Here is a 22,064-nt window from a genome sequence, read left to right on the forward strand (position 1 = left end):
GGTAATTATGACGGACATTTGATTTAAAATTTAATGTCCTCTATTACCAGTGTTTATGCTTCAACCGGTTATTGCTGCCCTTGTAGCAAGGTATACGGCAAAAACTCATCTACCGGCTGCCCGTAGCGGTGCAAATCGCGGATAATGCTCGAACTAATGGGGGCCAGGTGTGGAGACGTAATCAGAAAAACCGTTTCAACTTCAAAATAAATATGTCGGTTAACCTGTGCGATGCTGTTTTCGTACTCAAAATCGGTAGTGTTCCGCAGCCCACGCAGCAAAAAGCGGGCTCCCAGGTTGCGGGCTACATTGGCCGTCAGATCTTCGTATGTGACTACGCGGATAGCCGGGTAGGCCCGAAAGGTGTCTTCAATCCAGCCTACCATCTGGTCGAGCGGAAAATAGCGTTGTTTGTTGGCATTTCTGCCGATGCCAATCACAATTTCGTCGAATAATTGTAGGCCACGCAGCACAATATCCTCGTGACCTTTGGTGAAGGGATCGAAAGAGCCGGGAAATAAAGCGATTCTTTTCATAGCGGGCGGATGATGAGCGCCCGAAGTAATAACTGAAAATTGGAATGTGCAAACGCAGACGCTCAGCCGTTTGCCGGAGAAGGGAGTAAGGCCAGGCCGTACAGGCTGATGTAGCGGTGTTCGGGCAGGTCATCGAAGGCGGCCGTGAGGGTCAGGCCGGGTGGTGTCCGGCCAAATGTCAGGTGCGGCAGGAACCGGCTCAGTTGGGTAAATATGTCGGCGTACGGGGTAATTTCGCCGTAAAGCAGCGTATTGACGGAGTACGGTTCCAGGTGCAGCTCGTCAATAACATACAGAATATAATATGCCAGGTCATTGGCATTTTTATAGCCAAAGCGGTTGCAGTACATCAGCCGGCGGTTGGCGTGCAGCGTAATGGTGACGAACTCATTCTCGAAATACAGCAGCAGATTCTGGGTGCTGGACAACTGCTGGTCTACGGCCGACGCGGCCTGGATAAGGGCACTGGTCTGGTGAACAAACGTTAACTGTTGCAGCGGGTAACTGGCCGAAAAGTAAGTAGCCAGATTGTGTTCCACATTGAAAACACAGTAATAGCCCTCGTTGTGGGCAAACGTCTGGGCAAATTCATGGGCGGGCAGGGCATTACCGCGCATCAGCGAGAGGTAGCTGCTGGCGTATTCTTTACGAAAGAGCGGTTTTGGAATCAGCGTAAAGGCGGGAGAGTTGACGGCCACCCGGATTTCCTGCCACTGGCTGATCTGAAGCACCGGATTAGAACGCACAATGGTGGGCAGGGCCTCGGTCGCCGGCCGCTCGGTCAGCAGCGAAGGAAACGCATACTCTTCCAGCCAGCAACAATGCCGATGCTGGTTCAGAATGGCAAACCGGAAACGATCTTTGCTAACCTCCAGGCATAATACCGACTTTTCGGCCTGCAAGGCCTCAAGAGTTTCCTGGCGCACGGCAACAGTAGGAGAGGTAGCAACTTCGGTCTGCACAATCTTTACGTTAAAAACACTAAGCCACTAAATTAAAACCCCGTTTGTTTTAAACCTACTATTGATTTAAATAACCGGTCAATTCAACGACATCATTGATTGAACGGCACTGCTGAAACAGGGTATGCACTTCTTCCGGTGGATAGCTCTTGATTTCGGCAATGGTCATCAGCCGCACTTCTTCGATAATCTGGCCATCAAGGCTCATTTCCGGATCAAAACCCTGCCGGAGCTGACCACCAGTGGCCTGTACCGAAAAAAACAGCTCCAGCGCGTGTAAGGGAGGGTGCATAAACTCATTCACAAACAGCAGGTCGCCAACGCGTATATCCAGGCCGGTCTCTTCCTTAAACTCCCGAATGAGTGCCTCGTGGGCTGTTTCATTAAACTGAGATCCTCCACCGGGTGGGCACCAGAACGTATCGGTGGGGCCAATACCCCGGTGGCGTACCATGAGCAGGCGGTCGCCTTCAATGTAAATGCCGCAAACCCGCAGCCGCAGCCGGTAGCCATATAGTTTTGTTACCTCTTCTCGTGCTTTATCCAACGTCTGATTCATAAAGTATACCCGCAAATATACGAATAAGCCGCTATACTATACGGAGCCAATAGCCGGGGCGGTTCGGGCATAAATACCCGAACCGCCAGACGTTGAGCCGGACAGGAAGCCGATCGTCGGCGGAAATAGTGAGGCCTTAAAAGGGGCTGCCCGAAATATAGCTTTCCAGGGAGTCGATATGGTTTTTCTGGTCGCGGATAATAGCCGATACCACATCGTTGATGGAGATAATGCCCGTTAGCTGATCGGCTTCAATAACCGGCAGGTGGCGGATGTGCTTGCTGGACATCAGCAGCATAGCTTCGTCCAGATGTTGGTCAGGGTCTACGGTGATCAGTTTTTCGGTCATTACTTCGTTAATGTATGTTTCCTTGGAGGCCCGGCCCACCAGAATACCTTTGCGGGCGTAATCGCGCTCGGAGAAAATACCTGACAGCTGGCCATCGTCGATAACGAGTACGGCCCCAATGTTTTTTTCGGCCATAAGCTGGAGCGCTTCATACACGGTGGTGTCGGAGGTGACGGAGTAGATGGTATCGATAGGTTTGTTTTTGAGGACTTGCCTTATCTTCATGGTTTTAAGGGGGTTAAAGTTTTCCTAAAAATAGGCCGTTGAAAAGTGAAAAGCAATCTTGTTTCATTTATACTTTAAACTTCTTTGCGTCGATGCGCGTTACTAATCTCCATGAAACCAATAATCACCATTGGCTATTGCCCCAAATGCGGCTGGCTGCTGCGCTCGGCCTGGATGGCGCAGGAACTGCTTACTACCTTCACTGATGATATTCAGGGTGTTTTACTGCATCCGTCCGACATCAGCGGCCGGTTCTGGGTAAACGTGGGTGAGCAGCGTATCTTCGACCGCAACGAAGCCGGCCGCTTCCCGGAAATCAAGGAACTAAAGCAACTGGTCCGCGATATGGTGAACCCCGGCAAAAGCCTGGGCCATTCTGACCGCCGGTAACCCGGATTGCAAATCCGGCCTTCTGTCCCTCATTAATAACCTGCCTTGCAGCCTATCGTCTTCTGTCTTTCCTCTGGAATAGTCCCAACACCGGCATCCCGAAACCGGTGTGCCTCCTAAAGCTGAAAAAATTTTCAGTATAATTTGTTGGCGAATAAATATTCAGTTAAATTTGTTTCGCCACTCAGGAAAAGAACATGCGAACAAAGGACGAAGCGAAAGAACAACTGATACTGGATGCCGCCCTCCGGCTTATAAACCGTGTGGGGCTGGCCGGCTTAAAAATGACCGATCTGGCCAGGGAGGCTACCGTTGCTACCGGCACGGTTTATATTTACTTCACCGATAAGTCGGCGCTGGTAGACCGGCTGTACGCCTACCTCCTTCGCAAAAGTATGGGTGATCTGTACGCCGGCATCGAAGAGGCTGACCCGCTGCGGGTTAAAATCCGGAAGATGGCCCGTAATTACCTGGATGAGAACGTAGCACATCCGGAATACACGGTTTTCTTCGAGCAGTACTTCCGGTCGCCTTATACCAATGAATCCGCTCAGCGCCAACAGGAAGAAGCGGGGCTGATGCATCCCATTTATGCATTGGTGGTGCAGGGGCAGCGGGAAACCATTATCAAAGAAGCCGATCCGGAACTGCTGGTGACCCTCGTTTGCGGTATGCTGAACGAACTGGCGAAGCAACTTACCTATACCGGGCAGTTGGTTAGCGCTGAGGACTGGGAAACAACCTTCAGTGTTATCTGGGACGGTATCAAACGCTAAACCGGAGGGCGTTGCTATGGACTTTTTGTTTACCTGTTTTATGAATAAATTTTCACTTAAAACAACTGCAAAATGAAGAAGATCGTGTTAATTACCGGAGCTTCGTCCGGAATTGGTAAGGCTACAGCCCGTTATTTTGCCGAAAAAGGCTGGAACGTTGCCGCTACCATGCGGACCCCGGCCAACGAAACCGAATTGCCCCAACTACCCAACGTCCGGCTCTTCCGTCTGGATGTACTGGATCACGACAGTATCCGGCAGGCAATTACCGACACCCAGGCGGCTTTCGGCGGTATCGATGTGGTGGTGAACAATGCCGGCTACGGAGCCGTAGGCGTATTTGAAGCCGCCACGCCCGAACAGGTTCAGCGGCAGTTCGACACCAATGTGTTTGGCGTTATGAACGTTATTCGGGAAATTCTGCCGTATTTCCGTGAGAAGCGGGACGGTACCATCATTAACGTAACGTCGATGGGTGGCCTGATTACCTTCCCGATCTACAGCATTTATCACGGTACCAAATGGGCAGTTGAGGGCTTCACCGAAGCGCTTTCCTTTGAACTGCGTCCGTTCAACATCCGGGTGAAAAACATTGAGCCGGGTGCCATTAAAACGGATTTTTACGATCGTTCCCAGGATTTACTGCAAAAAGAAGGGCTCACCGACTACGATGCGTATGTCCGCGTAACACTGGCTAATTCCCGGCAAGCGGGTGTCGACGCCCCCGGTCCTGAGGTGGTCGCCCAGAAAATTTTTCAGGCCGCCAACGACCGTTCGTTCCGGCTGCGATACCCCGTTGGTAACCAGTCTCCCTGGCTGCTGGCGCTTCGCCGGTTTGTGCCGCTTTCCTGGTTTCACGGAATTGTGAAAAGCGTTGTCGAAAAGGGGTATAAGCCTCAGACCGCCTGAACAGCAGCGATCACCACCTGCGGCAGTTTGGCGTATAGACCATCAGGAAAACCCGACCTGTACGGGGATTACGGCCGGTCGTTGGGCAGACTGACCACAAACTCGGTATACCGGCCTTCTTCCGTCTGTACGTGTATTTCACCGCCGTGACCTTTGGTCACAATATCGTAGGTCAGCGATAGCCCCAGTCCGGTGCCTTCACCGGTGGGTTTGGTAGTAAAAAAAGGCTGGTAAATCTTGCTCAGGATCCCGGCCGGTATGCCCGTGCCGTTATCTTTTACCCGAAGTTCTACCCGGCCGTTATTTGTGTAGGTGCTAACCTCGATCTGAGGCCGATACGGGTCGGCGGCAAGGGGTTCCGCGCTCCCAACACGTAGCCCCCGGCTTCTTGCCCGTACCGCATAGAGGGCGTTATTGTATAGGTTAAGCAGCACCCGCCCCATGTCCTGGGGAACTACGTTTATGTTGGACAGGCCTGGTTCAAAGCTGGTAATGAGCTGGCAGTCGAAGCTATCGTCTTTGGCCAGCTGTCCCTGATAAGCCAGCCGCAGGTACTCCTCGGCCAGGGCGTTAAGGTTGGTGGGCTGCTTCTCGCCGGTCGATGCGCGGGAATGTTCGAGCATCCCCTTCACAATGCTGTCGGCGCGTTTGCCGTGGTGGTTGATTTTTTCCAGATTGCGGCCGAGGTCATCGGCAATGGCCAGCACATCCTCGGTATGGCCGGCAACCGCTTCTTCTTTAAGCTCTGCCACCAGATCTACGGATACTTCCGAGAAGTTGTTTACAAAATTGAGCGGGTTCTGAATTTCGTGCGCAATACCGGCCGTCAGTTCACCCAGGCTGGCCATTTTTTCTTTCTGCACGAGCTGATTCTGAGTGGCTTTCAGATCCTGAAAGGCCTGTTCCAGATTATCCCGCTGCGCTTCAATCTCTGCTTTCTGCTCCTGAATCTGCCGCGTGCGGTCGGCTACCCTGGTTTCCAGGGTATCGGCGTAGCGGACCAGCTCATCTTTAGACTGTTTCAGCGACTGGGTCATGCGATTGAAGTTCTGGGCCAGCGTCCCGAACTCATCCAGCAGTCCCACCGGTATCTGCACGTTCAGATCGCCCTGGTCGGCCCGCCGAATACCATCCAGCAGGTGTTGAACGGGCTGAACCAGGCTTACCTTCAGAATGATGGGAAACACCCAGAGCAGAAAAGCCGCCGAGCCGATAATCAGCAGGGCCAGCGTAATCAGGGCCTGTTGATGCGCCAGCCGGTCGGCTACGGTATGGGTGAAGGGCACTACCAGCAGCGACACATACATTAGAATTGATATACCACTGGCGAAGACAAAGCCAATGAGCTTATCTTGAAAGCGTATGGGAAACGTGGAGTAAATAATGAAGAGCAGGACAAAAAACTGGAACAGCACCCAGGTGACCAGAAAATAGAGCGGCAGGCCCCAGGGGTGTGACACGCCAGGGTACAGCAGGAGCAGAGCCGATCCGATAAAGCCAAAGTCGGCAAGGGCGAGTTTAACGCAGGGATCTACCAGCGCCGGATCACGATGCCGGAAATAATAGGCTTTGCGCAGGTAAACCGTCAGGCTCCAGAGGCTGGGCAGTATAGCGAACAGGGCTATCAGGGTGTGTGAAAATAGGAACGGCGTCCAGCCCTGGGGGTGAGCTGCAAAATTATGTTGTACCTGCACGCCAATAAATACCAGCCCCGTCGCCAGCAGAACGCCCAGCACCCATGTCCGCTCCCGCCCGAACAACGGCACCGGAAACAGGTAAGGCAACTGCGATTTGGCGGTATGCGCCAGGTAAAGACCGGCGCAGAATACGAGGCTGGTAACCCGGAAGACCACAGAGGCCAGGTGCGGTTGCAAGCCGGTTTCAATAAAAGCCATCGCCTGCCAGAGCACACTGGCCCAGATGGTCCGCAGCAGCCAGGGTTTGTAGGCACTCTGACCGGGGTTGCGCGTCAGGCCGATAATAGCCATACTGGCCAGCGTAATGTGCAGCAGGGCCATGATGGCATACGAACTTAACAAAAAAGGATTCATGATCGGAGCAGGGCCGGATTTGTGGTTGGCTGAAGGTAAGGCTTTTATACGATTTTTACTCGGTTTGCGCTGCACCAGTAGCTAAAGTTCCGACCAGCGTACAGGACTGGTCTGCCAGAGGCCGAAGAAACAGACCGGTAAATTAGGCTTAGTTGCCATTTACTTGTAAATTACCCTTCCGCTAACCCTTTTTTACCACCCATGCCAACTACCCAGACAGCGGCCGTCGACGAGACCGCCGGCCAGCCCACCCGCCTGTTTGCCCTGCTGATCGGCATTAACCAGTACCGGCGCGTCAGACCCCTGCGGGGACCAGTAGCCGATACCCATGCCGTGGCTGATTACCTGCGTCACTTGCCCGATTTCGACACCGACATTTGCCTGCTGACCGATGAACAGGCTACCAAAGAAGCGGTAGTGCAGGCCTTTCAGAACCACCTGACGCAGGCCGGCGAAAGCGATACGGTGCTGGTTTACTTTTCGGGTCACGGCGCTCAGGAAGCCGTTGACCGCTCGCTGTGGGTGACGGAGACCGACGGTTACCTGGAGTGCCTGGTGTGCTACGATGGGCAGGCGACCTGCTCGTGGGAGTACCTGCTGGCCGACAAGGAGCTGCGTTTCCTGCTCAATCGGGTTGCCGATACCGGGGCGCATATCGTCACTATTTTCGACTGCTGCCATTCGGGCGATAACACCCGCAATTTCGCCTTTGTAGAGTCGTCGGTGGGCGAGCAGGATCTGCGCGAGCGTCGGCTGAGCGAGTCGGCCCCGCGCCGGCCCTGGGAGGGTTTTATCTTTAGCGATACCCTTACCGAAACCGACCTGAAGACCAGGGGGATCGAACAGGTGCTGCCGCAGAAAACTCAGATTCAGCTGGCTGCCTGCGAGTCCGACGAGTCGGCCATTGAAACCAACGGAGAAGGCATTTTTACCAAAAACCTGTTGTCGGTGCTGCGCTCGGCCGGCGGCACGCTGTCTTACCGGACGCTGCACAACCGGGTGCGGCAGTATATGCGGTTTGGCTACGAACAGCGCCCCCGGATTTATGCCGTGGGCGATGCGCCGGAGCAGCACCTGCAGACGCTGTTTCTGAACCGGACCGGTAAGGCCGGGAGTCAGCCCGTCGAGGTGACCTACAATCCGCGTCAGGGCTGGCTGCTGGACGTGGGCGCTATTCACGGCGTCGGGCAGACTACCGGTGCAATCCGGCTCTTCGACACCGATACCGGACAAGTGCACAACGTAAGCGTGGCCAGTGTGGGACCCGATTATGCCGTGCTGAACCTGCCGGCTTCCCTGGCGCAGACGCTTCGGCCCGATCGCATTTACCAGGCCGAGGTGGAAGGTCTGCTGACCCAGCCCGTCCGGCTCCATTTCAACAACGAGAACGGTGCCCCGGCCGAACTGGCCGCCCTGCTGGCGGCCCTGACCGAACAGGCTGCGTCCTGTTTCGTACCGGAAGAAGATGAGTCGGTGGCCGATTATACCCTCCACGCCCGGAACGGCCTGTACTACCTCACCCGCAGCCTGGACCCGCACCGGCCACTGATCCGCCCGGTACCTGTAGATGATGAAGCGGCCGGGCAGCTCGCTCAGTACATACGGCATATGGCCCGCTGGCATTACCTGCGGGATTTGCGCAATGTAGAGGCCGAACCCGGCGAGCCGTTGCTGCAACTGGAGGTGGAGCCGGTGGGGCAGACACCGATCCGGGTCGGCGGCAATGCCGATGTGGTTACCCTGCCCCTGACCGAAGCCAACGGCCGGTGGAGCGTTACGCTGGCGGTGCGGTTGACCAACCCCACCAACCAGCCTCTGTACTGCACCGCCCTGTACCTGTCCCGCGACTTTATGTCGTTTACCGGTCTGCTGACCACCAACACCCGCCTGGAGCCGGGCCAGATACTGCACCTGGGCTTGCCCGACCGCCGGAGCCTGACCGGCCGGCAGACCACCGTAAAACTGCAACTGGAAGAAGTGGTGCGGCAGTATAACTGGCCGGAGGTGAACGAGCAGTTTCAATTCATCCTGACCAAAGACCCTTTGTCGGAGACCACGCTGGCGTTTCTCACGCTGGAGTCGCTGCCGTCACCGCCCACGGTGCAGGACCGGCAGCAGGACCTGATTACGCGGGGGGCCATTTTTACGGAAGAAGAAGCCGAGCCGCTGCCCGACTGGTGGACCCAGCGGGTGAACCTCCGCATGCCAAACCCGCTGTACAATACCGTAACGGAGGCCGAACTAAGCCAGCGACTCAACCCCACCGCAGCCGAGGGAGATACCACCCTGGCCGGCGACATCCTGGCCGATTTTACCCTGCAACTCTACTACGATGTGGTAACGGGCGAAGACCTGCAGCCGGCGTTTGCGCTGAAGCCGGCGATCCGGCTCATCGAAGGCGAGTTGGCCGAGCGCGGCTTCCTTTCAGATGTAAAACAGGCCGTTACCAACCAGATTGCCAACCGAATGCGGATTCGGCGGTACGAACAGAACCTGATTCGGTACCCGACCCGCATGCGCATTCTGGCGGAAGGAGACTCCTGGTTTCAGTACCCGTTTCTGCTGCGGGATGTGGTCGACTACCTGGCCGGTGTTTATAATGTGTACAGCCTGGCCGATGCCGGTAGCCGGCTGGTTAATCTGCTGGCAAAACCCAACCCTAAATTCCTCCAGATGCTTGCTCAGGTGCGCCCGGCCTTCTTCCTGCTGAGCGGGGGCGGTACCGACCTGTTTGGCGAACCGTTCCGGAGTTTTCTGCGCGAGCAGCCCGACGACCGGCTGCCGTTTCCGCAGTGCTACCTGAACGAAACTCTGCTGCCGGTGCTGGCTACCTTACAAAACGAACAGCGACGCATTTTCCGGCTGGTCACCATGGGCTACCCGGACGTAAAGGTACTGGTGCATGGCTATGACTACTTCGTCCCGCTCAACCCGGCGTCAGACTCCGCTAATGCCGGCCGGCTGGGTACATGTATGATGGGCTGCGGCATTAGGAATCAGGAAGATCAGGAAGCCTTGGTCCGATACATTGTCGACGCCTTTAATCAGCGGCTAGAGGCTGTTGCCAGTGAGTTTCCGCAGGTATCCTACCTGGATCTGCGCGGAGTGGTCCGGCGCACCGGCCGCCGGGAAGATTACTGGTTCGATGAGTTTCACCCGAACGAAAAAGGGTTTCTGAGCGTCTCGTCGCGGTTTGTCAAGCGAATGAACGAGATGCGCGACGTGCCGGTCAGGGTGTCGGTACCGGTACCGTCCCGGTAATAGGGTGCCCGAAAGGCATGAGGAATTGATAGCCGTGTTGTGAAAAGGCTGGTTTTTAGTACTTTCGTTTATGTATGTCTCTATTCCCTGATGCGTAGTACTACCTGGACTGACGACTATTTATGGCGTAAGCGCCTGGAAGGAGATCCGCCGGCCGATGAGGTCATCTCAACCCTCCTGGCGCGTAACCAGAAAGGAGAGATCGACCAGATTTTTCAGATGCTGGTCCGGAACCGCGATTTTCCGAATCCGGCCTTCGATGCCTTGCCCGACGATGTGAAGCGTGTGGTGGAAGACTACTTCCTGGCCACCCGCACGCTGCCCGACTGGGCAGACCCGTTTAAGCTGATGGTGGCCGCCGATGTCTTCCGGCAGTACGGGCCCAAGATCCTGCTGGTGCTGCTCTGTAAATCGCTGCCCACTTGTTACACCGGCTGGCGAGGGGCTAAGGTGCTATACCAGACCGGCCGTATGCGTGCCCGGGACGGCATGCCGGATGCGTTTACGCGCCGGGTAATGGAGACCACCCAGTTTGTGGTCAACATCATGCAGCGCAACAGTTTCGAACACGACGGCAAGGCGGTGCTGACCATCCAGAAAGTTCGGCTAATGCACGCGATCATCCGCTATTTTGCGCAGGAGCGGGGGTGGGATACGCAAACCTACGGGGTGCCCATTAACCAGGAGGATTTAACCGGTACACTGCTGTCGTTTACGGTCGTGATTGTGGATGGTCTGAAGCAACTCGATATTGAACTTACCCCGGAAGAAAGCGAAGCCTATTTTCATATGTGGCGGGTGGTGGGTTACCTGATGGGCGTAGATGATGAACTGAACTCCGAAGATGAGGAGGACTGCCGATACCTGATGAACGCCATTCTGGAACAGCAGGCCGGGCCATCCGGTGAGGGAGCCGAACTCACCAGGGCCTGCATCGATATGATGGACAGCCGCCTGTCATTTGGCCGTCGCCGGACCGTTGCCCATACCTTTGTGCGGTTTTTTATCGGCGATCGGTTTGCCGATATGCTACAGGTGGCCCCCAACGACCCGGATGGGGAGTCGTTCAAGCTGGACGCCGTACAGTGGCTCGACAAGCGTTTTCGGGGTATTTCGGAGCGCAATGTATTGCTGGCGGCTATGGGTCGCTCGCTCAGCAGCCGCGTGATTGAGATGGTGCTTAACCAGCACACCAGCAAAGTGGAGCCCTTCCGCCTGCCCTCTGCTCTGACCGATTCATGGCAACAGATCGAGCCCGATTTTCGGATACCGCCCGTGCTGGACATCCAGGAAGCCTTGTTCTATTTTGACAAACTGACCCGTCACTTCAAAGCCCAGAATAACCCGATGGGGCTGTTTACGGCCGTTTATCTGCTGGTGACCCAACGCGTAGCCGAAGGGATACGCCTGGGTATTTTCGATAATCCGGCTATGATGGAAGAGGTAGACGTTCGATTCAGTATCCTGTATTTCAACGCCATCAACCACTATTTCGACGGTGATCCGGCGGCTGCTCCCTGGCAGGTATCGTTTGAGGCCGCTCGCCGGCCGCTTATCGCCAACCAGCATATCTTCGCGGCCTGCAACGCCCATATCAGCTTCGATCTGCCCCAGGTGGTATCAGACCTGTTTCCCGGCGAAAAGATTCAGGCATTCTACGGAGACTTCCTGAAGATGAACGAGTTGTTCGACGATATGTACACCCAGATGAACGACAGCATGGCCAGAGTCTTCCGGCCGTTTGGCACCGTGCTGCGGTATCTGGATGACCAGGTGCTGGCTACCGAACGGGCGCTCATGCGCCAGGGCCGCGAACGGGCCTGGCAAAGCAGCGTACGACTCGCCGGGGCCTCCTCGCCCGAGGAACGCCGGCAGCTCATTGCGGAGCTCGAACAGGAATCGGCCGCGCTGGGGCGGAAACTGGTTACCCCGTCCTGGCCGCTGAACTGGACGCTGTCGCTGATTGCCCGGTCCGAAACAGGCACCGTAGCCCAGAAAATCGACGTCATGCTGCGCTCGGCCCTGCTGCCGGCGGTATCCTGACCGGCTAAATTCGTAAACTGTCTATGCGCTCGATACTAGGGATTCTGCTATTTGGGTTACTAACCAGCTATCTGGCTTCGGCGCAACCAATCCGGATGACGGATGTCGACCAGCGGGCCGATGTCTTTCATGCGAGCCGGGTGCTGAAGGCCGACGGGTCGGTTACCATTGATGCCCTGCTGGCCCATCCGGACCAGTATGCGTTTCAGCCGCTTTCCCAAAACCCGATCCAGCCCAAAACCGGTAAGTCTGGCTACTGGATGACCGTTGATATTACCAACGAGACAGATGCGGAGCTGCTTCTGCAGTTTATTTACAACGGCACCAAACTCATTGATGTATACGAAACCTGGCAGGGGGCTATCGTGGCCCGGCATCGGCTCGGTGCCCTTCACCCGGAAAGAACCAATCCGGTCCGGAAGAGTAATCCATTTTGTCCGCTGAACATCCGCCGGGGAGAAACCCACCGGATATATGTGTATCAGCAGGGAATTTATACCAGCGAACTGCCCATCTACTGCCTGACGGCTACCCGGCTGCTCACAGAGACCCACCGGTCTGATTTATTCTACGGTATTTTCTACGGTATCGTGCTGGCTATCGGCTTGGGTATGCTGCTGTTTTCCGTCCGCGTTCACGCCCACGATATCCTCATGTACGGCATCTGGGTGTTACTCCTCGGGGTACAGACGGCCTTGTTCCGGGGCCACCTGAATGAATTCCTGTACGCCCGCCATCCGGCCATTGAAGCGTACGGAGCGGCCCTGGGGGGCGTTGTCGGCATGGCGCACGTCCTGTTTACACTATCGTTTCTTCGGTTGCATAAAAAAGCACCCAGACTGTACCGGGCTGCTCTTGCCCTGCTGATCCTGTTTGGCGTGGGTATTCTCTGGCTGGTGGTTGACCTGAACACCGGCACTCCGCTCGATATTGATGTAATTCCGCTGGTTGCGCTGGCCGAAGGGGTTTTCAATATAGCAGCGGGGGTGTATGTGCATCGTCGGGGATTCCGGCCGGCCAGGTATTACATTCTGGGAAACCTCGGTTTTTATGCGCTGCTGATCGTCTTTCTGCTCTATGCCTTTGGGTATTTACCGTATTCCTTTTTCACCTACAACAGCATGATCTTTGGCACTACCTTCGAGATCGCCCTGTTTGCCACCGCCCTGGCTTCCAGTATCAATTTGCTGCGGCAGCAGCGCCGGCAGGCTATCCAGGAGAAAATAGAGCTGTTGCAGGCACAGGAGCGGCTTGTTTCCGGTCAGAATGCCATGCTGGAGCAGCAGGTAGCGCAGCGTACCCTGGAACTGCAGGAGGAGAAGCAGCGCTCGGAGGAACTGTTGCTGAATATCCTGCCCGGCGAGATTGTTGAGGAGCTGAAAAAAAGCGGCACGACCCAGCCCCGGCGGTACGAACAGGTTACGGTCATGTTTATGGACATTCAGAACTTTACCGAAGCGGGGGAGCAATTTACGCCCGAGCAACTGGTCAGCGAACTGGATCACTATTTCCGGTCCATCGACGCCATACTGGGCCGTTACCGCATCGAGAAAATCAAAACCATCGGCGATGCGTACCTGTGCGCCGGGGGCGTGCCGGTTGCTTACCCCGACAATGCCGGCGAAGTAGTGCGGGCTGCGCTGGAGATTAAAAACTTTCTGGAACAGAACCAGCTCGAACGGCAGGTACAGGGCCAGGCCTATTTCTCGTTCCGCATTGGTATTCATACCGGGCCGGTGGTAGCCGGGGTGGTGGGTGCCCGTAAGTTTGCCTACGACATCTGGGGCGATACCGTCAATACGGCGGCCCGGATGGAACAGCATGGCGAAGCGGGTAAGGTTAATATATCGGCTACGACCTACAGCCTGGTCAACGATCGGGTCCGGTGCAGTTACCGGGGCAAAGTCCCGGTGAAGCATAAAGGGGACCTGGATATGTATTTTGCCGAGGCTTTCATCACCGATAAAAGGCCGCTGGAATTATCCCCCTGACCGAGTCTGTTGGATGTATTTTTTTTCTCCTGTTTGTCCGAACCAACACCATGAACACGCTGCTATTTTGTTACGCTAACGACCGCAACCGCCCGCTACCTTCTCTGGCGGAAGAGGATGGGCAGATTGACCGTTTGCTGGACCTGCGCAGCAGCCGCAATCATTACCAGAAAATACGCGATTCGTTTGCCACCGCCGAGTCGGTCACCAGTAAGATTCTGACCTACCAGGACTCCCTCTGCCTGTTCCATTTCAGCGGTCATGCGGGTACCAATATTCTCCAGTTTGAAGATACTACGGCCCGCGGCATGGGTATCGCCCAACTGCTGGCGCGTTGTCCCAACCTGCGGCTGGTTTTTCTGAATGGCTGCTCTACGCTGCAACACGTTCAGTTGCTGCGGGGGCTGAACGTCAATGCCGCCGTAATTGCGACCTCTACGCCCATTGAGGACCAGACGGCTACCCGGTTTGCCCTGGCGTTTTACCGGGCGCTCAATAATCAGCACCCGCTACAGCAGGCGGTAGAGATAGCTCAACTGGAAATTCAGGTAACCACCAACACGCATGTTCAGCAGGTGGAGCGGGCCATGCTCGTCGATTCTATGGAAGAGGTGAGCCGCAACCAGTGGTATTTCTTCTGCCCTGATCCGGCCCTGGCCCAATGGGAATTGCCGACCGGCGATGCCGTGTCTATGACCGAGTATAAGCCCAATGCGGCCCTGCGCACTACCTTGTTTCAGTCGCTGAGGGGGTATGATCCGACCTTGACGGAGGCTTTCAAGGCCAAACAACAATTGCCGCCCGAAGCCCTGAAAAGCTGGCTCAACGAAGAACTGCTCCGCCGGCTGCCATACCCCATTGCCGAACCCCTGCGCCGGCTGCTGTGCCCACCGCTTTCGCCGGCAGGAAAAATGCTGCCGGTTACCCCCAGCCGGGACCGACTGATGAACTATGTGTCGTTGTACGATGGCGCGGTCGATTTGCTGGTGGGTACCCTGCTGGCGCAAACCCGGGAGTGTCTGCAACAGGCGGAGGAGGCCGGCCAGCCGATTGCCCCCGGTGAGGAACTGGAACGGCATTTACAGCAACTGCTCACCGACGGTCGGCTTATGCTGGAGCCGCAGCCGCTGCTGACCATGCTGCGGTCGATGGGGCAGTTTCTGATCAGTAACCAGGTCGATTTGTTCATCCAGGAAATGCACGACCTGGCCCGCCTGTTTAGCGAACAACCCGAATTTTACGAAAGCGTCGGTTTTTTTCATGACCTGCGGCAGCGGCTGATCAGCGCCCCGGCGCTGGGCAATGTTGATTCACTCTGCCAGATTGGCGAAGATCACCTGGTCGAAATTTTGAAGCATCTCGGTTTCTGGGCGCACTACCGGCTCGAATCGGTGCGCAATATCCGGGCGCTCCATTTTTACAATCGCCGGCCTGAATACGCGCACGAGCGGGCGGTACTGCGTACGAGCCAGAGCTACCGGATCGAGGATGTGTGTTTTCAGGAAGTAAAACTGGCCGACATCTGGGACAGCCAGTCGGTGCTGCTGGTTAAAACCAGTCGGCAACTGGGACCAACCGGTCAGTGGGAAGAGCCGGTAGCAGTGGGTTTTCTGAACCTGTCGCCGTTTTTCATCGACCGGAATGTCTTTCTGCGCAGCGATAATGCGGTGTTTGATCTGTATAGCTTTCATTCCTGTACGGAGGGCTGGCTTCGGTTCGGTCATTTAGCTCGTCCGGAAGACCCGTTGCTCCGGATTAGTCTGACCGACACGGATACCACGCATCAGCAGGACTATACCATGCTGCGGGAGCAGTTCCGGGTGGTACAAAGCCTCTTTACCCTGGAGCCGGTTGCGGAGGTGTCGTATCCCGCCCACAACGACGATATCGATCTTAGCTTACTGGACTGATTCTGCTTATGATCACGCAACCGACCGCCGAAAGTCCGTTCAAGTTCCTGGATGCCTATACGGCTCAGGATACGGATCGCTTTTTCGGACGCGATGCCGAACAGCAGCGGCTGGTGGAGCTGCTGTTCCGGTCGCGGCTGGTACTGGTGTACGGACAGTCCGGCACCGGCAAAACCAGCCTGGTGCAATGCGGCTTAGCCAAAGCGGTATCGGCCACCGATTACTACCCGGTGCTGGTGCGCCGGCGCAGCCATGTGCTGACGAGTTTGCATACGACCCTCACGGGTATCCTGGACGAACACGATACCAGCGACGTGGTTGAGCTGGTAGACCGGCTGGGCCTGTACTCCATGCGACCGGTCTACCTGATTTTTGACCAGTTGGAGGAACTGTTTGTGAGTGGGGATACCGACGAGCAACAGCAGTTTTTTGCGGTACTCCGCCGGATTTACCAGGCTTCGTCGGGCTGTAAGCTGTTGCTGGTGATGCGGGAAGATTATATCGCTTATCTGTACCCGTACGAAGACGTTATTCCCGGCCTGTTCGATTTCCGGCTGCGGGTAGAGCCGATGAGCGAACGGGGGCTTCAGGCGGTGATTACCGGCACCTGCCGCCAGTCCGGGCGCATCCGGCTACAGGACGAAACCGAAACCGTACGGCAGATCATCCGCAACAACCAGGGGGCTGCCCAAACGTTTCAGTTGCCCTATCTGCAGGTTTATCTGGACCGGCTCTGGCGGACCGCTCAGGCGGCACAGCCGGGCGAAACGGTGGTGTTTAATCCAGGGCTGGTTGCGCAGGTCGGGGCAATCGACGATGTGCTGGAGCAGTTTCTAAACGAGCAGGTCCAGCTCATAGGCACCGAACTGCCGCTGGTGGATACGGCTACGGTAAAGCGCGTGCTGGAAGCCTTTGTTACCTACGAAGGTACGCGCCGGGAGCACCGTATCTCCTCACTCGCTTCCGCAACCGGCCTGGAGCCTTCGCTGTTGGCCCTGCTGCTGGCTCACCTGGAACGCTCCCGCATTTTGTCCGGCGAAGACGGCCTGTATGAACTGGCCCATGATAGTCTGGCCAGGCTGATCGACAAGGGGCGCTCCGCCGAACAACGCCAGATCAACGATATTCTCCGGCGGCTCAAAGAAGCCTACGCCGAATACCTCGAAAAAGACCGGGCCGCCGATCTGCTGCTGTCGGCCCGCCGGGTGGCGGAAGTGCAGCTTTTCCAGGATCCGATTCAGGCCGAGCTGGCCCGGAGCGTGCCCGATAGTGAGGCCATCTGGCAGTTTGTGATCGACAGTCAGGATGAACTTCAGCGCCGGCAGCGCCGGGAAATCCGACGGTTGCGAACCACCATTGCTATAGTGTCCGGGCTGTGTATCCTGGCAGTTGTGGCTGCGGTGCTGGCGGTGCGCGAATGGGAAAAATCGAACGTGAAAAGTGTGGTTCTCCAGCTAAAGGATATGGACCCGCGGAGCGCGCTGGCCATGAGTGCCTGGGCATATGAGCAGCAGCCTACCCTGGCCACGGCCGGGGCTTTGTCCAACACGTTTTACAACCAGCGGCAGTTTACAGCCGTATTGACCGGCGTACCCGTTAAAACAGCGGAGTTGTCGCCGGATGGCTCTTTGGTTATTGCGGTGGCCGGCAACAACCGGGTTTACCTCTGGGACTGGCAGGGGCAACAACTCGCCGATAGTCTACAGTTTTCCGAACCGGTCCTGTCGGTTAGTGTTGCCCCCCGTGCCGATCACCTGGTGGCGGTAACCGAGCCGGGGGCGCTGTGGGTCTGGCACCGGCCGTCCCGGCAAAAAACGGCCATCGCACCGGGACTTATTATACGGGGGGCGGCCATCTCGGCAGACGGGCAAACCATTATCGGCGTAACCGATGACGAGCAGGTGCATCGGTGGGTACGGCAAGGCAGGCGCTGGTCCGATCAGGGTAGTATCTCCGCCCGCACGGCCGGTTTTGCGCCGGATGGAAAAACGATGCTGAGCCTGACCGCCGATGGCAACACTACGGTATGGAATACCACTACCGGGCAGGCTGTACGTCGGGTTAAGGCCAGTGTATCCTTTGCATCGGAGGCCATATCGCCCACGGCCCGGCAGGTGCTGCTGACCACCAAAGACAGCAAAGTTTACCTCCTGGATGCTGGTACCGGTACCCAGCGATGGTTACCGCAGACCGGCCCAGCCCTGGGCAGCGGTTTTGCCCCCGACGGGAATACCATCTGGACCGCCACGGAAGACTCCCTGCACCTATGGGATACCAGCGGAGCCGGCATTACCCGGCTGAAACTCCTGGCACCGTTTCGGCAGATAAGCCTGTCACCGGATGGGCAAACGCTGCTGCTCGTCTACCAGAACAACAAAGTACACCTGCTAAACCGGGAGGGGTTACGGCTCGACTACCTCTCGCATGCCGCGCCCGTTAAGGTGGCCCTTTTTGCCCCCGACGGGCAACATATCCTGACGCAGACGGAAGACGGTAAGGCATATAGGTGGGGACGGACCGACGTCCGGTTTACAAAACTGGAGCCCCGGCAACGGCCAGAACGCGTGGAGCTATCACCGGATGGTAAGCAGGCACTGCTCGTAACCAGTACCGGCAACCTTCAGGTCTGGGATTTGACCCAACAACAATGGGATAGCCTGCCCGGTCTTTATCCCATACGGTGGGCAACGTTCGCCCCGGATGGGCTGCATTTGTACGCTGTTTCGGATACAGACGGTAAAACCAGCCAGTGGAGCCTGCGGGAAAAGCGGTTGGTCAGACCCCTGCCGCTGCCTCCGCTGCGGTCGATCGAACTCAATCGGGATGGGCAATCCGTCCTGGCGGAATTGGAAGGGACGGAAGACGTTTGGTATGGGTCGTTAACCGGCAAACGACGGGCGTTGCTGACGGCTTCGGCCGGGATACGGACGGCGCGGTTTTCGCCGGAGGGGGATTATATTGTTGCAACGGGCGAAAACACCGGCTATGTGTTCGACAGGAAAGGGGCGCTTATCGATAGTCTGGTTAGTCCCGAAGCCATCCGTTCGGCAGAGATTTCGCCTGGCGGGCAAACCGTACTCCTCACCACCTACCTGCCAACGATGTATATCTGGACACCCAAAACCCGCAGGGTGTTGACGGTTACCGATCAGGATGTGGTAAAAACGGCCATGTTTGTGGCCGATGGAGAACGGATTCAGACGATGACCAACCGGGGTATTATCACCATTCGGGACCGCAGCGGACAGGCCATTGCCAGGGTGGAGGAGCCGTATAGCCGGGTGTGGGCTTCGGGCGATAAACTGCTCCTGCAAAATGGGAACTATGTGCTGGTGGCACCGGCTCCTGCCCTGGTCGGCTCCTGGTATCGCCAGACATTTACGGACGAGCAGCGCCGGAACAGGCAGGAAGCGGCCGCACAAACCTATTCACTGACTACTTCACTGCGGCAGGCCCTGAAACCCTATTGGAATAAACTTATTTTCGGAACGGAATAATGCAGTAACAAGACAAAAACGTATGAAAACGACCATTTACGTGTGGATAGGAATGTGCATTCTGGCCTGTCAGTTCAGTTACGCCCAGCAATCGCCGGTTTCCGGTATTGTTATACCTATAATAAAGGAATCACCGGCTACGATCCGGGCCATGAGCAGAAATTCGGTGAGCGGACGGGAGTTTAACCGGATGTTTATTGAACTCGGTATGAAGGAATACCAAATTGAGATTGGAGACACCCTGATCATAAAAGTAAACTTGAAAACAACTACGGAGTCAATTGGCATTATACCCAAGCTCTGTTACGACAATTGTCAGATAAAACAGGTAAGCGAACGGAACCAGCAAACGAATGGCTATGAAATTGACACCATCAGCACAAGTACATTAACGGATAATACACTTTTCCTGCCCATAAATGAGCTGGTGGAGTATTCGAATGAGTTTGGCAACCCGGTAGTGCTTGACAATTCGACTCTGAGTACCATTTACATATACTTCACCAATGCCTACCGGTACGATGTGCAGTTTACGTACCAGGTTGATCTGAAAAAAAGGTCAAAAACCCAGGCTGGAGCTGCTTCGCTGAAGCGAAGCATTCCCTCCCTGAAAACCGCCCGCTATCATGCCCTGCTGATTGGCGTGGATGAGTACGACGATCCGAGACTTAAACTCCGAAATCCGGCCAGTGACATTGCCCGGCTCGACAGCGTTCTGGCGTTAAAATACGTGTTCAGCTCCATTACCAGACTGGTAAACCCCACAAAACGGGAGTTAAGGGAGATTCTGACGCAAATGGCCTATACCCTGGTCAACGACGATAATCTGCTGGTTTATTTTGCCGGTCACGCCATCATCGATCAGCAAAACGGGTATTGGGTGCTGAAGGATTCAAAAGTGGGCGACCTGGATAGTTACCTGTCCGTGGCGGCCTTGACCAAAATTATCAGCCAGATGCGGGTGCAGCACGTGTTACTGGTCGCCGATGCCTGTTTCGGGTCGGCCGTTATCCGTTCCCGGGACATCACCGATTTCGATTTGAAAACATGGCAGGAGCGGTATAATCAACGCAGCCGTCGGGCAATAAGCAGTAGTTATCTGGAGACCGTGCCGGACAAAAGCACGTTCAGTACCCTTTTTCGGGATGCACTGGCCGGCAACAGCGATGATTTTGTGTCGGCCGAAGCCTTGTTCGACAGCTTTAAGCACCGGGTTTATAACAAATCGACTACCCGGCAGCGGCCCGTGTACGGCAATATCGATGGGGTGCTTAAAGGGACCGGCGATTTTGTTTTCCGGCGACGACAACCAGCCGACTCCGGGGTGGTCGTGCAACGAACCACGTATGCGCTGACCAGCGATCCAACCGCCCGAATCCGGTTCGATTCGGCGCTTGATTCCATGCAGGTAATCCATATGGATCAGTCTGATGGCGATACTACCCGGGCGGGTATTGAAAACTATGCGAACCGCGCCGTTACGTTGGTCAACACGTATAAAGGCGATGTGACGGTCAATGTTTCGCTGAAGGATCTGCCGGCCAGTCAGCGGATAATCTCCATTCCGCCCAACAAAACCAAGATTCTCGATTTAGGGAATTTTCCGGCCGCCAGGGTGTCGGTCCGGACCTCCGATAACCATTCGGTCGACTACCAGCTTCAGCGCGGTATGCGGTACCAGATCCTGTGGCTGGCCGACAGCGGTCAACTGGATTTGTACCTGGTCAGGTAACACCTTACAGAAACGATAAATGCCCTCCCCGAATCACCGCCGGATACGCGACCGGATCGAATCGGTAGAGGTAGGGCGATTTGTACGGTGTGCCGGTGCGCCGTTCGTCGGTTCGCTGCAGAATACCCGATGCCTGTACTTTTTTGTAAAAGTTACGGGCATCCAGCGTGCGTCCCAGAATAGTCTCATATAGCCGCTGGAGTTCAGGCATGGTAAACGTTTCGGGTAGCAGGTGGCTGATGGGCTGGTAAGGCAGTTGCCGGCGCAGGCCGGCCAGGGCTACGTCGATTATATGGTTATGATCGAACAACAGATTGGGCAGTTCGTCCAGGCTCCACCAGTCGCAGGCGTCCGACAGCAGATCGGGCCGGGGGGTCACTTCAGCATACTCAACGAGGGCGTAATATCCCAGCGAAATGGTACGCTCCGACCATTTGCTGCGGTCGACCGGGAAGCCTATTCTCCGCCAGGTGTCTTCCTCATCATAGCGTATGGCATCACCAAAAATATGAAACTGTTGCAGAAAGAGCTGCTGTAGGCCGGTTCGTTCCCGCAGAATTCGCACAGCGGCCGCGTCTGCCGATTCGGTTTTTCGGATAAAGCCGCCGGGCAGGCTCCACTCGTTGGTACCTTTCCAGCGCAGCAGCAACACCCGCATCCGGCCCTCGTGAAAGCCAAAAACTACACAATCGATGGATAAGTAATGAATGGATAGCTCTGCCTCCTGTCTGAAATACTGGATAACAGTTTGATCGAAATTCTTCATATGGAAAGGAAAAAGAGTTCCCAGCGTTTGTACGGTACGTGTACTCTATGTATTTTTGACGTAAAGGTAGCACTATTCTATCCGCTAAGTTACAGAATCCATGAATA

15 protein-coding genes are annotated in these 22,064 nt (G+C 55.9%); 9 read left to right on the forward strand and 6 right to left on the reverse strand.

Translation table 11 applies throughout. The features are described 5' to 3' along the window. Positions 1-68: 68 nt before the first annotated feature. From coaD to ABD931_RS15880, 4 genes are all read right to left on the reverse strand, one after another. A complete protein-coding gene (gene coaD, locus ABD931_RS15865) occupies positions 69-536 on the reverse strand; it encodes a pantetheine-phosphate adenylyltransferase (protein ID WP_345268776.1) in 468 nt (155 codons plus the stop codon). Between the two features lie 62 nt (positions 537-598). Beyond that, positions 599-1,498: a DUF3822 family protein gene (locus ABD931_RS15870; RefSeq protein ID WP_345268778.1), complete on the reverse strand. Its 900-nt coding sequence runs from the start codon at positions 1,496-1,498 to the stop codon at positions 599-601. Between the two features lie 58 nt (positions 1,499-1,556). Then, positions 1,557-2,057 (reverse strand): NUDIX domain-containing protein, encoded by a 501-nt coding sequence (locus ABD931_RS15875; RefSeq protein ID WP_345268780.1) that lies wholly within the window; start codon positions 2,055-2,057, stop codon positions 1,557-1,559. Between the two features lie 136 nt (positions 2,058-2,193). After that, positions 2,194-2,631, reverse strand: a complete 438-nt coding sequence (locus ABD931_RS15880) for a CBS domain-containing protein (RefSeq protein ID WP_345268781.1) — start codon at positions 2,629-2,631, stop codon at positions 2,194-2,196. Positions 2,632-2,742: 111 nt separating this feature from the next. Here ABD931_RS15880 and ABD931_RS15885 point away from each other — a divergent pair, with 111 nt between their 5' ends. From ABD931_RS15885 to ABD931_RS15895, 3 genes are all read left to right on the forward strand, one after another. After that, positions 2,743-3,021 (forward strand): Rdx family protein, encoded by a 279-nt coding sequence (locus ABD931_RS15885; RefSeq protein WP_345268782.1) that lies wholly within the window; start codon positions 2,743-2,745, stop codon positions 3,019-3,021. Between the two features lie 197 nt (positions 3,022-3,218). Beyond that, positions 3,219-3,797: a TetR/AcrR family transcriptional regulator gene (locus tag ABD931_RS15890; RefSeq protein WP_345268783.1), complete on the forward strand. Its 579-nt coding sequence runs from the start codon at positions 3,219-3,221 to the stop codon at positions 3,795-3,797. Positions 3,798-3,869: 72 nt separating this feature from the next. After that, positions 3,870-4,706, forward strand: a complete 837-nt coding sequence (locus ABD931_RS15895; RefSeq protein WP_345268784.1) for an SDR family oxidoreductase — start codon at positions 3,870-3,872, stop codon at positions 4,704-4,706. Positions 4,707-4,774: 68 nt separating this feature from the next. On the opposite strand, the gene ABD931_RS15900 is transcribed toward ABD931_RS15895, so the two are convergent. Further along, the gene (locus tag ABD931_RS15900) at positions 4,775-6,757 is read right to left on the reverse strand and encodes a sensor histidine kinase (protein ID WP_345268786.1); all 1,983 of its coding nucleotides are present in this window, start codon (positions 6,755-6,757) and stop codon (positions 4,775-4,777) included. A gap of 201 nt (positions 6,758-6,958) precedes the next feature. Here ABD931_RS15900 and ABD931_RS15905 point away from each other — a divergent pair, with 201 nt between their 5' ends. From ABD931_RS15905 to ABD931_RS15930, 6 genes are all read left to right on the forward strand, one after another. Further along, the gene (locus tag ABD931_RS15905; protein WP_345268787.1) at positions 6,959-10,018 is read left to right on the forward strand and encodes a caspase family protein; all 3,060 of its coding nucleotides are present in this window, start codon (positions 6,959-6,961) and stop codon (positions 10,016-10,018) included. Positions 10,019-10,108: 90 nt separating this feature from the next. Continuing rightward, the gene (locus tag ABD931_RS15910) at positions 10,109-12,061 is read left to right on the forward strand and encodes a DUF5995 family protein (protein WP_345268789.1); all 1,953 of its coding nucleotides are present in this window, start codon (positions 10,109-10,111) and stop codon (positions 12,059-12,061) included. 23 nt (positions 12,062-12,084) lie between these two features. Further along, a complete protein-coding gene (locus tag ABD931_RS15915; protein ID WP_345268790.1) occupies positions 12,085-14,052 on the forward strand; it encodes an adenylate/guanylate cyclase domain-containing protein in 1,968 nt (655 codons plus the stop codon). Positions 14,053-14,102: 50 nt separating this feature from the next. After that, positions 14,103-15,962, forward strand: coding sequence for a CHAT domain-containing protein (locus tag ABD931_RS15920; protein ID WP_345268792.1), 1,860 nt, complete (start codon positions 14,103-14,105; stop codon positions 15,960-15,962). Positions 15,963-15,970: 8 nt separating this feature from the next. Next, complete coding sequence (locus ABD931_RS15925; protein ID WP_345268794.1) at positions 15,971-19,459, forward strand: nSTAND1 domain-containing NTPase; 3,489 nt, start codon at positions 15,971-15,973, stop codon at positions 19,457-19,459. Between the two features lie 22 nt (positions 19,460-19,481). Further along, positions 19,482-21,191, forward strand: a complete 1,710-nt coding sequence (locus ABD931_RS15930; protein WP_345268796.1) for a caspase family protein — start codon at positions 19,482-19,484, stop codon at positions 21,189-21,191. Between the two features lie 4 nt (positions 21,192-21,195). Here ABD931_RS15930 and ABD931_RS15935 read toward each other — a convergent pair whose 3' ends face one another. Continuing rightward, positions 21,196-21,957, reverse strand: a complete 762-nt coding sequence (locus ABD931_RS15935) for an NUDIX hydrolase (protein WP_345268797.1) — start codon at positions 21,955-21,957, stop codon at positions 21,196-21,198. Positions 21,958-22,064 lie beyond the last annotated feature (107 nt).

It is taken from the genome of Nibrella viscosa (assembly GCF_039541875.1).
GTDB classification, from domain to species: Bacteria; Bacteroidota; Bacteroidia; order Cytophagales; family Spirosomataceae; genus Nibrella; species Nibrella viscosa.